The 13,279-nt window shown below is 62.7% G+C and carries 15 protein-coding genes; 7 read left to right on the top strand and 8 right to left on the bottom strand.

Annotation, left to right across the window (positions count from 1 at the left end; genetic code table 11):
* The first annotated feature begins 140 nt into the window (after positions 1-140).
* Positions 141-1,277 (top strand): ABC transporter ATP-binding protein, encoded by a 1,137-nt coding sequence (locus IU367_RS13695; RefSeq protein WP_042865784.1) that lies wholly within the window; start codon positions 141-143, stop codon positions 1,275-1,277.
* 111 nt (positions 1,278-1,388) lie between these two features.
* Here the strand turns inward: IU367_RS13695 and ppk2 are convergent, their stop codons facing one another.
* Positions 1,389-2,204: a polyphosphate kinase 2 gene (ppk2, locus tag IU367_RS13690; protein WP_043136951.1), complete on the bottom strand. Its 816-nt coding sequence runs from the start codon at positions 2,202-2,204 to the stop codon at positions 1,389-1,391.
* A 93-nt stretch (positions 2,205-2,297) separates the two neighbouring features.
* Positions 2,298-2,474 (bottom strand): hypothetical protein, encoded by a 177-nt coding sequence (locus IU367_RS13685; RefSeq protein WP_274452175.1) that lies wholly within the window; start codon positions 2,472-2,474, stop codon positions 2,298-2,300.
* A 38-nt stretch (positions 2,475-2,512) separates the two neighbouring features.
* Here IU367_RS13685 and IU367_RS13680 point away from each other — a divergent pair, with 38 nt between their 5' ends.
* Positions 2,513-3,313, top strand: a complete 801-nt coding sequence (locus IU367_RS13680) for an alpha/beta fold hydrolase (RefSeq protein WP_274452174.1) — start codon at positions 2,513-2,515, stop codon at positions 3,311-3,313.
* 78 nt (positions 3,314-3,391) lie between these two features.
* Here the strand turns inward: IU367_RS13680 and IU367_RS13675 are convergent, their stop codons facing one another.
* From IU367_RS13675 to IU367_RS13665, 3 genes are all read right to left on the bottom strand, one after another.
* Complete coding sequence (locus IU367_RS13675; RefSeq protein ID WP_274452173.1) at positions 3,392-4,198, bottom strand: MipA/OmpV family protein; 807 nt, start codon at positions 4,196-4,198, stop codon at positions 3,392-3,394.
* 180 nt (positions 4,199-4,378) lie between these two features.
* Positions 4,379-5,449 carry an AI-2E family transporter gene (locus IU367_RS13670; protein ID WP_098984412.1) on the bottom strand — a complete coding sequence of 357 codons (1,071 nt, stop codon included), beginning with the start codon at positions 5,447-5,449 and terminating at the stop codon, positions 4,379-4,381.
* Between the two features lie 15 nt (positions 5,450-5,464).
* Positions 5,465-5,707 carry a sulfurtransferase TusA family protein gene (locus IU367_RS13665; protein WP_274452172.1) on the bottom strand — a complete coding sequence of 81 codons (243 nt, stop codon included), beginning with the start codon at positions 5,705-5,707 and terminating at the stop codon, positions 5,465-5,467.
* Between the two features lie 121 nt (positions 5,708-5,828).
* Between IU367_RS13665 and bepA the strand changes: the two genes are divergently transcribed.
* Positions 5,829-7,283, top strand: a complete 1,455-nt coding sequence (bepA, locus tag IU367_RS13660; protein WP_347005396.1) for a beta-barrel assembly-enhancing protease — start codon at positions 5,829-5,831, stop codon at positions 7,281-7,283.
* Between the two features lie 145 nt (positions 7,284-7,428).
* On the opposite strand, the gene IU367_RS13655 is transcribed toward bepA, so the two are convergent.
* Complete coding sequence (locus tag IU367_RS13655) at positions 7,429-7,908, bottom strand: TlpA family protein disulfide reductase (protein WP_274452171.1); 480 nt, start codon at positions 7,906-7,908, stop codon at positions 7,429-7,431.
* A 60-nt stretch (positions 7,909-7,968) separates the two neighbouring features.
* Between IU367_RS13655 and arsC the strand changes: the two genes are divergently transcribed.
* The 3 genes from arsC (at position 7,969) to IU367_RS13640 (ending at position 10,074) form a co-directional block, all read left to right on the top strand.
* The gene (gene arsC / locus IU367_RS13650; protein WP_043557111.1) at positions 7,969-8,319 is read left to right on the top strand and encodes an arsenate reductase (glutaredoxin); all 351 of its coding nucleotides are present in this window, start codon (positions 7,969-7,971) and stop codon (positions 8,317-8,319) included.
* Positions 8,316-8,711, top strand: coding sequence for a DUF2069 domain-containing protein (locus IU367_RS13645; RefSeq protein WP_043136923.1), 396 nt, complete (start codon positions 8,316-8,318; stop codon positions 8,709-8,711). The genes arsC and IU367_RS13645 overlap by 4 nt, the downstream gene beginning before the upstream one ends.
* A gap of 292 nt (positions 8,712-9,003) precedes the next feature.
* Positions 9,004-10,074: a linear amide C-N hydrolase gene (locus IU367_RS13640; protein ID WP_274452170.1), complete on the top strand. Its 1,071-nt coding sequence runs from the start codon at positions 9,004-9,006 to the stop codon at positions 10,072-10,074.
* 36 nt (positions 10,075-10,110) lie between these two features.
* On the opposite strand, the gene IU367_RS13635 is transcribed toward IU367_RS13640, so the two are convergent.
* A complete protein-coding gene (locus tag IU367_RS13635) occupies positions 10,111-10,731 on the bottom strand; it encodes an acyl carrier protein phosphodiesterase (RefSeq protein ID WP_274452169.1) in 621 nt (206 codons plus the stop codon).
* Between the two features lie 181 nt (positions 10,732-10,912).
* On the opposite strand from IU367_RS13635, the gene iadA reads away from it, so the two are divergent.
* A complete protein-coding gene (gene iadA, locus IU367_RS13630) occupies positions 10,913-12,043 on the top strand; it encodes a beta-aspartyl-peptidase (RefSeq protein WP_274454385.1) in 1,131 nt (376 codons plus the stop codon).
* A gap of 92 nt (positions 12,044-12,135) precedes the next feature.
* Here iadA and IU367_RS13625 read toward each other — a convergent pair whose 3' ends face one another.
* Positions 12,136-13,038 carry a LysO family transporter gene (locus tag IU367_RS13625; RefSeq protein ID WP_274452168.1) on the bottom strand — a complete coding sequence of 301 codons (903 nt, stop codon included), beginning with the start codon at positions 13,036-13,038 and terminating at the stop codon, positions 12,136-12,138.
* Positions 13,039-13,279: the final 241 nt, after the last annotated feature.

Genomic DNA, 13,279 nt, shown 5'->3' with positions numbered 1-13,279 from the left:
GGTGTTCCTGCTGGTCTGTCGCAGGGCTGGCTGGTCGGTGGCCTCACTGCTGGTGGTGTGAAAGGTTAAGGTTTTAATGGCCGGGGGAGCTGACTCCCCCCGCCGTCACGATTTGCACAGATTTAAGAGCGGAGCTCGTCATGGCTGAAGTAGTACTCAACAACGTTCGCAAGAACTACGATCCGGCGGTCCACAAGGACACGCTGCGCAACATCAACCTGGCCATCAAGGAAGGGGAGTTCATCGTCTTCGTCGGCCCGTCCGGCTGCGGCAAGTCCACCCTGCTGCGCATGATCGCAGGGCTCGAGGACATCACCAGCGGTGAGCTGACCATAGGCGGTCGTTACATGAACGACGTGCCGCCGGTGGAGCGCAACGTGGGCATGGTGTTCCAGTCCTACGCCCTCTACCCGCACATGAACATCTACGAGAACATGGCGTTCGGCCTCAAGCTCAAGAAGATGGACAAGGAGAACATCCACAAGCGGGTGATGCGCGCCGCCGAGATTCTGGGGCTTGAGCCATTGCTGGACCGTAAGCCCAAGGCCCTCTCCGGCGGTCAGCGCCAGCGGGTGGCCATAGGTCGCTCCATAGTGCAGCAGCCCCAGGTGTTCCTGTTCGACGAACCCCTGTCGAACCTGGATGCCGCCCTGCGGGTCAAGATGCGCATCGAGATAGCCAAGCTGCACAAGGAGCTCAACTCCACCATCATCTACGTGACCCACGATCAGGTGGAGGCCATGACGCTGGCCAACCGCATCGTGGTGCTGAGCCCGCTCAAGGGCGATGCCGAGACCAATCTGGAGCAGTTCGGCACCCCGCTCGATCTCTACCACAACCCGGACAACAAGTTCGTGGCGGGCTTCATCGGCTCCCCCAAGATGAACTTCCTGGCGGGGGAGTTGCTGGAAATCGGCGAGCAGGAGTGCGTGGTCAAGCTCACTTCCGGCGATACGGTGCGGGCGCGGGTAGATGCCCGTCGCGGCGCAGTCGGTGACAAGGTGGAGCTGGGCATTCGCCCCGAGCACCTGGTGACCCTGGATCACCCCCATGCGCACAGCAAGGTGACCGGCGTCGTGCAGGTGGCCGAGCATCTGGGCGCCGAGTCTTTCGTCTATATGGATGTGGATGGCCACGACTTCACCGTCAAGGCGCATTCCGATATCGACGTGGCCACGGGTCAGGCGTACAGCGTCGGCATTCCGGCCGAAGCCTGCTACCTGTTCGATGCCAACGAACAAGCCTTCCCGCGCATGGCTCGCTATGTAAGGGCCTGATGGCGCCGAGGTTTTCCAATAAATTCAATGCCTTTTTGCCGGTCGCAAGACCGGCTTTTTATTGCCTGCCGTTCGGGGCTCGTCCGGCAGGCCTGGCTCCCTGGCCTTTGCTCAGGTCTCCAGCGCGGCCGTGATGTCGGGCACGAAGGTCTGGCTGGTCAGGGGCGGGCGCTCATAGCCCTCGGTCTTGATGGGGGGGAGTGTGATGGGCTCGTAGTGGATCGCCTCGTAGGGCACCTTGCTGAGCAGGTGGGCGACGCAGTTGAGACGGGCCCGGCGCTTGTCGTCCGCCTCCACCACGAACCAGGGACTGTCTTGCGTGTCCGTGTAGGTGAACATGTCATCCTTGGCGCGGGAGTACTCCACCCAGCGCGAACGGGATTGCAGATCCATGGGGCTGAACTTCCAGCGCTTGATGGGGGTGTTGATGCGCTCCTTGAAGCGCTTCTCCTGCTCTTCGTCCGACACCGAGAACCAGTACTTGATCAGGGTGATCCCCGAGCGGATCAGCATGCGTTCGAACTCGGGGCAGGCGCGCAGAAACTCGCGATACTCGTTGTCGCTGCAAAAGCCCATCACCCGCTCGACCCCGGCCCGGTTGTACCAGGAGCGGTCGAACAGCACCATCTCGCCGGCGGCGGGCAGGTGGGCGGCATAGCGCTGAAAATACCACTGGGATCGCTCCCGATCCGAGGGGGCGGGCAGGGCCGTGACCCGGCAGACCCGGGGGTTGAGGGGCTCGGTGATCGCCTTGATGACGCCCCCCTTGCCGGCGGCATCGCGTCCCTCGAACAGCACCACCACTTTCAGTCCCTCCTGCTTGACCCACTCCTGCAGCTTGACCAGCTCCTCCTGCAAGTGGGCGAGGTGGTGCTCGTAGCATTTCTTGTCCAGGCGCGGGCGTTTCTTGCTCTTTTCCTTGGGCATGGCTCTCTCCTTTTTGAGTCCTTTTTGTGCGTCACCCCAGCTTGCACCAGGGAGGCGCCACTGCCAAGGCCGACGTGTTACACTGCCGCCCCGTTAACAGATGGCAACGGAAACAGAAGAAAACATGAGGCGGTGTATGGCGCTTGTGATGGCCGCCTCATCAGCCGCTGGCAATAGAAAAAACATGAAGCCATTTATGGCGATTGATACGGCCGCCTCATCAGCCGCTGGCAATGGAAAAAACATGAAGCCATTTATGGCGATTTGCACTGCCGTCTCATCATCAGCAGCTGGCAACAGGAGAAAACATGAAGCAATTTATGGAGATAGCGGGCCGCCAAATGGCCTATCTGGACGAGGGGCAGGGCCCGGTTCTGTTGTTTGGTCACAGCTACCTGTGGGACAGCGCCATGTGGGCGCCGCAAGTCGCCGCGCTCAAGAGCCAGTACCGCTGCATAGTGCCCGAGCTGTGGGGCCACGGTGATTCCGACCGGTTGCCGGAAGGCCCTTGCACCCTGGCGACCCTGGCGCGGGATCACCTGGCCCTGCTCGACGGCCTCGGCATCGACGAGTGCGTGCTGGTGGGCCTCTCCATCGGTGGCATGTGGGGTGTGGAGCTGACCAGGATGGCGCCAAATCGCATCAAGGGTCTGGTGCTGATGGACAGCTTCGTCGGCCTGGAGCCGCAGATCACCTGCGAACGTTACCTCGGCATGCTGGGCATGATTGGGCAGCTCGGCACCATACCGGCCCTCATCGTCGAGCAGGTGGCGCCGCTGTTCTTTGCCAACCAGCCGGATGTGGCCCTGATGGCCGACTTCAAGGGGCGTCTCGCCGCCTGGCCAGGGGAGAAGATCGCCGCCATGGTGGCGGTGGGGCGCAGTTTCGTGACCCGGGAAGATCGCATCGACTGGCTGGAAGAGATGGCCATGCCTGCGCTGGTGATGACGGGGTGCGAAGACAAGGCACGCCCCGTGCTGGAAGGCTACCTGATGGCCGAGGTACTGGGTTGCCCCTTCAAGGAGATCCCGGCTGCGGGCCATATATCGTCGCTGGAAAATCCCGCCTTCGTCAATCAGGCCCTGGCGGCGTTTCTGGCCGACCTCTGATACAGCTACGGCCATGTTGCCAGAGCAGGAAGGGAGCCATGGGCTCCCTTCCTGCTTGTGATGGCATGGCGGCGCGGCTTACCAGATATAGCCGATCCCGAAGCCGGCGTAGAGCTCCCCCTGGTGCTGGACCAGGGGGCTGTTGGCAACCTCCTCGTCATAGCGTTCGTAGTTGGCGGCGAACATGCCGATCCAGTTGGGAGTGAAGCGGTAGCTGGTGACTATGGCCACCATGGGTGAGAGGGTTGCCCCCGTGTCCCATGCTGGTCGCTGCGCCGTGGCCTCGCTCTCGGAAACGCCGCCGAAGTAGTAGTTCGCCAGCTTGCTGCTGCGGATCATCATCCCCATGCCGGGCATGATGAGCAGCCGGTCGCGGATGATGGGAAAGTCGGCCCACAGCAGCAGCTCCTGGCCCTGGCTGCGGCCGGTCACGTCCGTGCTGAGGCGGGTGCTGAGCAGGGCGTAGGGGGTGATCAGGCTGGCTCCCATGCCCCCTTCCAGTTCCCACTTGCGTGGTTCCATGCCGTTGAACTGCACATATTCGTCGGGATCCAGGTTGCCAAAGCGCAGCCGTCCATAGCCGTAGGCGGCCAGGGTCTCATCCTTGTAGAAGTAGTAGCGGGCCCGATCGCCCAGGTACATGAACTGGTCGCCAAAGTAGATGAAGCCGGGAATGACGTAGCCTGCGGCATCTTGCGCCTGATAGCGCGCATCTCCGCCTATGACCGCCGTCCCCAGTACCAGCCCCTTGGGGACAGGACTGGTGGGGCTGTCGTGGGCGAACACGTCGAGGGAGCCCAGATCGATCTCGGCATGGGCCGCGGTACTGAGCAGTGTGAGGGCTGTGAGTGCGCTGGCAAGCCGGCGTGCGCTAGGTAGGGTCATTGTCGCTCGGGCTCCATGAACATGAGGCGTCCATCCTGGTCGGTTGGCACTGTGAGGCTGGATATTAGCGCACTTTATCAGGGCGCTGACAGCGCCAGCCAGCAGATGTTCAAGATGACACAGGGCATGTCCGAAGAGATGCCCTGTGGGGATGCAGCGGGCGTGCGGGAAGGCGCCTCGTCAGGCTCCTGGCTGGGGGGCGTCATCGCGCTTGGGCCAGGCGTTGAGCACGGCCTTGACCAGGGTGGCGAGGGGAATGGCGAAGAAGACGCCCCAGAATCCCCAGAGCCCGCCAAACACCAGCACGGCTATGATGATGGCCACAGGATGGAGGTTGAGCGCCTCGGAGAAGAGCACGGGCTCCAGCACGTTGCCGGTGAGCACCTGGATCACGGTATAGACCACCATCAGCCAGGTGAATTCTGGGGTCAGCCCCCACTGGAACAGGGCCACCATGGCGACCGGTACCGTCACGGCGGCGGCCCCTATGTAGGGAATGAGCACGGAGAAGCCGACCGCCACCGCCAGCAGCACCGAATAGCGCAGCCCCAGCATGGCAAAGGCGCCGTAGCTGATGACCCCGACGATGAGGATCTCGATCACCTTGCCGCGGATGTAGTTGAGGATCTGCTCGTTCATCTCCACCCAGACCCGGTTGACCAGGGTGCGGTTGCGCGGCAGGAAGCGGCGCAGGCTGCCCATCAGCACCTGTTTGTCCTTGAGCATGAAGAACGCCATCAAGGGGACCAGTATGAGGTAGATGAGGATGGCCACCACGTTGACCAGCGAGTTCAGGGAGGCGCTCACCAGCTGCTCGCCACCGGTCAGAATGCGCTGGCGAATGTTGTCTATGATGGTCTCGACCAGGGTCACGTTGATGAGCTCGGGATACTGCTCCGGCAGGGTGCGCACATAGTCCTGGGCATGGGCCAGCATGGAGGGGGACTCCTTGGCCAGGTTGATGCCCTGGCTCACCAGCGTCGGGATCAGGCCCAGGAATGCCATGACCGTCAGGGCGATGAACAGCAGCAGGATCAGGCTGGTGCCCAGGGTTCGGGAGAGACCGAGGCGCTGCAGCCGGCTCACCGGCCACTCCAGCAGGTAGGCCATTACCAGCGCCACCAGCAGCGGCGCCAGCAGATCGCCAAACAGCCAGAGCACGGCGAAGCAGGCCACCAGCAACAGGAAGAGGGTGACCGCATCGGGGTCGGAGAAGCGGGTCTGATACCAGCGTTTGAGCACATCTAACATGACAGCATCCTTTCGTTACCGGGGCTCATGATGGTGCTGTGCCCCGACGACCAACTGCAAAGAGAGCGTATTGTCCTGCGCCTGCTGCACCGTGAAGCGGTGACCCTGACGTTGCAGATAGGCCGGAATGTCCTGCCGGGAGCCGGCATCGGCCAGCCGAATGGTCACGGTTTGACCGCTTTTGGCCTCCCTTAGCCAGAGCTTGAGCCGGATCAGCGGCTCGGGGCAGCGCCAGGGGGTCAGATCGAGGTGTTCCATGAGGGCTCCAGCAGGCGTGAGGCGGCTATTATGGCCGTGATGAGAGCACGAAACAACGCTTGTAGCCCTTGAGGGGCAAGGGTATTCTGCCGAGGCCCCTTCTGATGGAGATAGAGATAACGTGGCACGCTTTTCCCCCCTGATGGCATCGCTTCCCCTGCTGGCTTCCCTGATGGGTGCCACCTTCCATGCCCAGGCGAACAACCAGCTTCCCGACATAGGCACCGCCGGGGTGGCCGCCCTGCCCATCGAGCAGGAGGTGCGCTATGGCAACGCCTTCATGCGTTTTGCCCGGGCCGGCCTGCCGATCATAGATGATCCCGTGCTGAGCCAGTACATAGACGATCTCGGCCAGCGGCTGCTCTCCAACGCCGATGGGGTACGCTTCCCGTTTACCTTCTTCCTCATCAATGACCCCAGCATCAACGCGGCCGCCTTCCTGGGCGGACGGGTCAAGGTGCACACAGGCCTGTTCCTCTACGCCGACAGCGAGAGCGAGCTGGCCTCGGTGCTGGCGCACGAAATCACCCACGTGACCCAGCGCCATATAGCCCGCTACATGGAGGCGCAGGCAAGCAGCTCCGCCATGACCCTGGCCGGGCTGGTGGGCTCCATCGCGCTGGCGGTGATCAACCCCACCGCCGGTATCGCCGCCCTGCAGACCACGCTCGGCCTATCCATGCAGTCGGCCATCAACTACACCCGCGATAACGAGTACGAAGCGGACCGGATCGGCATGAAGACCCTGTATGATGCAGGCTTCGATCCCATGGGCATGGCCAACTTCTTCCAGAAACTGGCGGCCGAGTATCGCTACGCCAGCAAGCCGCCCGAGATGCTGCTGACTCACCCGCTGCCCGAGACCCGGATCTCCGAGGCCCGTGGCCGCGCCTCCAGCTATGCTCGCCGCAACCTGCCCCCCAGCCTCGACTTCTGGCTGGCCAAGGTGCGCATCCAGGTGCGCTATGGCACCGAAAGCCCGCAGGCGCTGCTCAGCTATTTCGACAACCGCCTGCAGAAAGGGGATTACCCGCTCAAGGATGCGGCCACCTACGGCAAGGCGCTGGCGCTGTTGCAGCTCAAGCGCACCGACGAGGCCGACACCCTGATGCAGGAGCTGGCGAGCCGTCACCCGGAAGATCTGTTCGTGGTGGATGCCCTCACCGACATTGATCTTGCCAAGGGGCGCAGCGCCCAGGCCATCGCCCGGCTGGAGAAGTTCCGCACCCGCATGCCGGACAACGAAGTGGTGGTGGTCAACCTCGGCAACGCCTATCTGGAAGGGGGCAACTACAAGAAATCCATCGCCATCCTGGATCCCTATGCCCGCGAGCACGAAGAGAACAACCTGGCCTGGAGCCTGCTCTCCGACGCCTATCGCAAGGCGGGACGGATGACGGACCTGCACATGGCGCGAGCCGAGATGCTCTCCCTGCGCGGGGATTATCAGGCCGCCATCGACGAGCTGATCGTGGCCCGTGGCACCACCAGCGACAAGCTGACCCTGGCCAGGCTGGAGGCACGCATCACTGAGCTGGAGCGGGCGAAGAAGGATCTCGACAGCCTGAAGGGGTGATGCATCAGAGGTGCGGTGAAACGGGGTGTGCCAGCAATGGGACACCCCGTTTCCTTTTCCACCGGTACCATGGCGTCGTGCAGGTCCATCCCGTCGTCGTGTGTGGGTGTGATAGGCCCCATCCTTACCAAGGAGAGGGGGCGCCCTAGCGAACCGCCGCAGCCTGTGCCTTGAGGGCGGCAATCTGCGGCGCATCGAGTTCGCCGACGATCGTCTGTTGCAGCTTGCCCTCTGCATCGAGCAGATAACTGGTGGGCAGCCCGGTCGGGTGGGGGAAAGGCAGGCTTGCCGTGTCATGGGCGATCAACAGCGGCAGGCTGACCCGGTAGCGGCTCGCCAGTGCCGCCAGCTCGGCCGGGGTGGCCGGATCATAGTGGATGGCCACCACGGCGAGGGAGCCCTCCTGTGCCAGCGCCTCCAGCAGCGGCAACTCTCGCAGGCAGGGGGCGCACCAGGGGGCGAAGTAGTTGACCAAGAGCGGCTTGCCGGCAAACTGGGCCAGTGCCACCGGCTGGCCCTGGCCGTTGGTGAATTCGGGCGCCGGGGTGCAGGCGCTCAGCAGACCGGCCACAATCAGCCAACAAATTCGTTTCAATTCCTTTCCAGTGCCGCTTACCCTGACCATCAGTTTCCCCTACAATAGTGCCGTTTCTTGTCCCATCTTGCGATCAATCAGGGAGTTACCATGAGCGAGACCCAAATTTACCACAATCCGCGCTGCTCAAAGAGCCGTGAAACCCTGGCCCTGCTGGAGCAGCACGGGATCGCCCCTGATGTGGTGCTCTATCTGGAGCAGGCCCCGAGCGAGGCGCAAATCCGCACCCTGCTGAGCCAGCTAGGCTTCACCGATCCGCGCCAGCTGATGCGCACCAAGGAAGAGCTCTACAAGGAGCTGGGGCTGGGCGAGGTGAACGGCGATGCCCTTATTCGCGCCATGCATCAGCACCCCAAGCTGATCGAGCGCCCCATCGTCATCAAGGATGGTCAGGCCCGCATCGGCCGTCCGCCCGAGCAGGTGCTGGAGATCCTCAAGTGAGCACCCGCTTCGCCCGTCTGCTGACCCTGGTCGGCTTCTTTGGCCTGCTGGGCTGGGTCATCCTCTGGCACCTGTGGCTCTCGCCCCACCCTGAGCTCAACCCCTGGCTGCTGCCGGTGATCTGGACTGTGCCGCTGCTGTTCCCGCTCAAGGGAATCGTGCAGGGCAACCCCTACACCCACGCCTGGGGCAACTTCGTGCTGATGCCCTATTTCCTGCACGCCCTGACCCTGATCACCACGGACGAGGGAGAGCGTTGGCTGGCGGTGGTGGAGCTGGTGTTCACCATACTCGCCTTCGTCGGCACCATCTATTACGCCCGCCTGCGTGGCCGTGAGCTGGGGCTTAGCATCCGCAAGAAGAAAGGTGAGCCGTCACAGCAAGAGAAATGAGGCCTGCGTCAGCGCGCCTCTATCTGCAAACCGGACCCTGGGTCCGGTTTTTTTATGGATGTGCAGCCTGGCATGACGTGACCGGGGTTGACGTGACAGCGGCTGGGCCAAAAGCCTGCTGGCAACGCAGATGCCAGGTGTATCTCGCTGATCTTGCTGTAACTATGTCGACATGATCACATCTTGGCCGCAACGAGGTGGGAGCGTGGCGGGCGGCTGACTATCCTCATTAAGCTCCCATACAGCGGTAGCCGTTAGCCTGTCGTTTTCACCAGCCTGAGTGATGCATCCTATGAAACGTCAATCCAGCCCCCTGTTCCAGAAAACCCTGTTGGCATTGACCATGGCCCTGTCGGTTAGCTCGCTGGCCGATGCCTGCACCCGCGCCGTTTATCAGGGCGACGGCGGTCTGGTGGTGACCGGCCGCACCATGGACTGGCGCGCCGCCATGCCGACCAACCTCTGGGCCTTGCCGCGTGGCATCGATCGGAGCGGGGCGGCCGGTCCGCACTCCATGAAGTGGAACGCGCGCTATGGCTCCCTGGTCGCCGCAGGTTTTGACGCGGGTACCGCCGATGGCATGAACGAAAAGGGGCTGGTGGCCAATTTGCTCTATCTGACCGAGTCCGAGTATGTGACTCCGAGCGACAAGGATCCGCGCAAGACGCTCTCCATCTCCCTCTGGGCCCAGTATGTGCTGGACAATTTTGCCACCGTCACCGAGGCGGTCGCCGCCTTGTCGAAGGACGAGTTCTATGTGGTGACCACTCTGACGCCGGATGGCAAGCCGGGCCAGCTGCACCTCTCCATCTCGGATGCCAGCGGTGACTCGGCCATTTTCCAGTACGTGGATGGCAAGTTGCAGATCCATCACGACCGCAGCTATCAGGTGATGACCAACTCCCCCGTTTTCGACAAGCAGCTGGCACTCAACGAGTACTGGGAGGAAATAGGCGGGCTCACCATGCTGCCGGGCACCAACCGTTCGGCGGATCGTTTCGCACGGGCCTCTTTTTATATCAAGACCCTGCCCAAGACGGATCAGGCCAATGAAGCCGTTGCCGGTGTGATGAGCGTGATGCGCAACGTCTCGGTGCCCATGGGGATCAGTACACCGGATCAACCCAACATCTCCACCACTCTTTGGCGCAGCGTGTCGGATCAACAGCATCGCCGCTACTTCTTCGAGCTGACTCATTTGCCCAACACCTTCTGGGTGAGCATGGATCAGCTGGATCTGAGTGCGGGCGCCCCGGTCAAGAAACTCCCGCTGACCGAGCGTCAATTCTATGCGGGCGAAACGGCGGACAAGTTTGTGCCGGCCAAGGCGTTCACCTTCCTGCATGCCACGCCAGGGGCCTGATGAAGAGTTGGTAGAAGGCCCCTCACGGGGTCTTTTTTATGGCCGCACGCCGGCGTGACCGCCAGTCTCGCGATAGTGGGCGAGCTGCTGCTCGCTAAAGCGCATCAACTGGGGATAAAAGCGCAGAAATCCCTGTTCGCCATTATGCCAGCTGGCATCGTCCAGGGTGGCGAGGGCATCGCCCAGCAAGATGGGGCGGCGCAACCGGTGACCTATGCCGTTGAGGGCGCGGCCCAGCCCCTCCCTGTGGCGATAGGAGGCGATCCAGTTCTGCTCCGCCATCCGCGTGAGCGCAACGGGCAAGCCATCCGGCAGGCGCTGATGATCCGCCAGCAGCTGCCCATAACTCTGCTGCAGAAAGCGGGGCAGGGGGTCTTCGCCAAATTGTGGCCAGTGCAGGCTGAGCCAATGGTCGTAGAGCATGTCCACCAGGATGCCGCCGAAGCGGCGCCAGGGCGCCTCGAAGCAGGCCACCGCCGCCCTGTGCTCTGGGTGGGCATCGGTGAAGGCATCGATTCTGCGGTGCAGCCAGATCCCCTCATCGAAGGCGGGACCGAGCGTGCTTGGCAAAGGGCCCTTGACGAAATCCCCCAGCAGGTTGCCGGTGAGGGAGCTTTGGGTATGGGCGGCCAGATGCAGGTGAGCCAGATAGTTCATGACGGTGGATGTCGACCAGCAAACGGGAATTGCTGGTGAGCCTAGCCGATCCCCTCTCCCTTGCCTATGCCGATCATGGCAAACTGGCCGGCAGGCACTGCCGTTACCGAGAGGCAAATGGTGGGCAAATAGCGATTTCTCTCTTTTCCCCGCAGGGGATAGCTTGCAAGGAGTAGCCATGATGTTGACCCTGATCGAGGGCGCCGAGATCTTCAGTCCCACTCACCTCGGCCAGCAGGATCTGCTGGTGGCCGATGGCCGCATCGCCTGGATTGGCAAGGGGTTGACGGCCCCCGCAGATTGGCCGTTGACGCGGGTCGATGGTCGCGGTCGCTATCTGGTGCCCGGGCTGGTGGATCCGCTGGCCCATATCACCGGGGGCGGCGGCGAGGGGGGCTTTGCATTTCGCACGCCCGAACTCGCCGCGAGCGAGGCCCTCAAGGCGGGGGTGACCACGCTGGTGGCGGCGCTCGGCACCGACAGCCTGACCCGCAGCCCGGCCCAAGTGCTCGGCAAGGTGCGCGAGTTTCGCGCCGCCGGGGTGAGCGCCTTCATGTATACCGGCTCCTACCATCTGCCCGTCAAGAGCCTCACCGGCACGGTGGAGTCCGACATCATGCTCATTCCCGAAGTGCTGGGGGTGGGGGAGCTGGCCATCAGCGATCACAGATCCAGCGCCCCCACCCACGACGAGCTGGCCCGGCTGGTGAGCGAGGCGCGGGTGGCCGGGCTGCTCTCGGGCAAGAGCGGCGTCAGCTTCTTCCATCTGGGGGATGGCCGCGGGGCGCTGGCACCGCTGCGGGCCCTGCGCGATGAAACCGACATTCCGCTGCGCCAGCTCTATCCGACCCACTGCAACCGCAACCCCTGGCTGTTTGCCGAGGCGATCGCCTGGGGCAAGGCGGGAGGCTGGGTCGATCTCACCACTTCCAGCTTCCCCGATCTGGTGGAGGATGGCGAACGGTTGGCCGCCGATGGATTGATCGAGTTGCTGGCCGCCGGCGTGCCTGCCGATCGCATCACCTTCAGCTCAGATGCCAACGCCAGCCTGCCGCGCTTTGATGGCGAGGGGCGCCTTATCGAGATGCGCTGCGGCCAGATTGCCAGCCTGTGGCAGGAGTGCGTGCGCGCCTGCCAGCTCGGGGTGTCGCTCGAGGTGGCGCTGGCGGTGGTGAGTACCCATCCGGCACGAGTGCTGGGATTGGCCGCAAAGGGGCGGATCGCAGTGGGGCAGGATGCGGATCTGCTGCTGATCCATCCTCACTCTTTCGCCATCGAGCGGGTGATGAGCGGCGGTCAGTGGCGCGGATAAACGGCGGATAGCGCGAGAGTGCGGTATATCCAGATGAAAGAAGCCCGACAGCAAGGTCGGGCTTCTTTCATTCTGCGGGCGGCAGGTGTGGCCTAGATCGCCAGGAAGCCCAGGATCAGGATGGGGCCGAGCAGGCTCAGGATAAAGCCGGAGACGATGGCCACGGGTACCATCTGGATGCCGCCGGATTTTTGAATGACCGGCAGGGTGAAGTCCAGCGCGGTGGCACCGCCGTAGCCGATGGCGGCGGAGGGGTGGCGACGCATCAGCATGGGAATGATCAGGATGGCGATGAGCTCGCGCCCCAGATCGTTGATGAAGGCGGCGGAGCCGAGCACGGGCCCCAGCTTGTCGGCCACCAGAATGCCCGACAGCGAATACCAGCCGAAGCTGGAGCTGAGCGCCAGGGCGTGGCTCAGCGGCATGCCCAGCAGCTGGGCCGCCAGCACGCTGCCCAGCCAGCTGCTGCTGATGACGGTGAAGGCGATCTTCATGCCCCAGGGGTTGAGCAGGATCTGGCGTAGCCGCATGCCGGAGTTGCGCATCTGCACCCCGATGAGAAACAGCAGCAGCATCAGGGCCCACTCGCTCAGCTTGTCGATGGGCAGGGCTTGCAGATCGACCAGCAGCCCCAGCAGCACGCCCCCCAGCACCACGAAGCAGAGCTGGAGGGATTCCCACAGCAGGTGCAGCTTGCTCGGCATCTTGGCGTCGCTGGCCTCGTGGGTCGGCGGGCTGCGCTTGTCCAGCCACCAGAGCGCCAGCAGGTTGCACAGGGTAATGGCGGCCAGCATGACACCGGCCACCTTGAAGATCACCGCCAGATTGCTGCCGAGGTTTTCCACATAGGCCAGTCCCAGCCCCATCAGAAACAGGATGAGGTAGACCATCTTGCCGAGGGACTGATTGACCAGCTTGATGAGCCGGGCGGAGGAGAGGGGGATCAGATAGCCGACGCCTAACGGCAGCAGGATCAGCAATACATTGAGCAACATCGGGGCCTCGATCACAAAAACTGATAAAAATGACACCTTATCACTACTTATTGGCTCTGTGTCACATTTCTGTGAGTTTGGATGGCTCATCCGGGGCTTTTTATCAGGTTGTTATGTTTTTGGTGCAAGCAACTGCACTCATTTGGCTCAAAGGCCCACCTTGGTGCGGCAAGCGTGCCGCCATGAAATCACGCTCATCGCCCATTTTTCAACAAGATGCAAACATCGATGGGGTGAATAA

This window comes from Aeromonas bestiarum (assembly GCF_028751155.1).
Classification (GTDB): Bacteria; Pseudomonadota; Gammaproteobacteria; order Enterobacterales; family Aeromonadaceae; genus Aeromonas; species Aeromonas bestiarum.
Note: the sequence above shows the minus strand (reverse complement) of the source record. Positions and strands in the feature narration are given on the sequence as shown.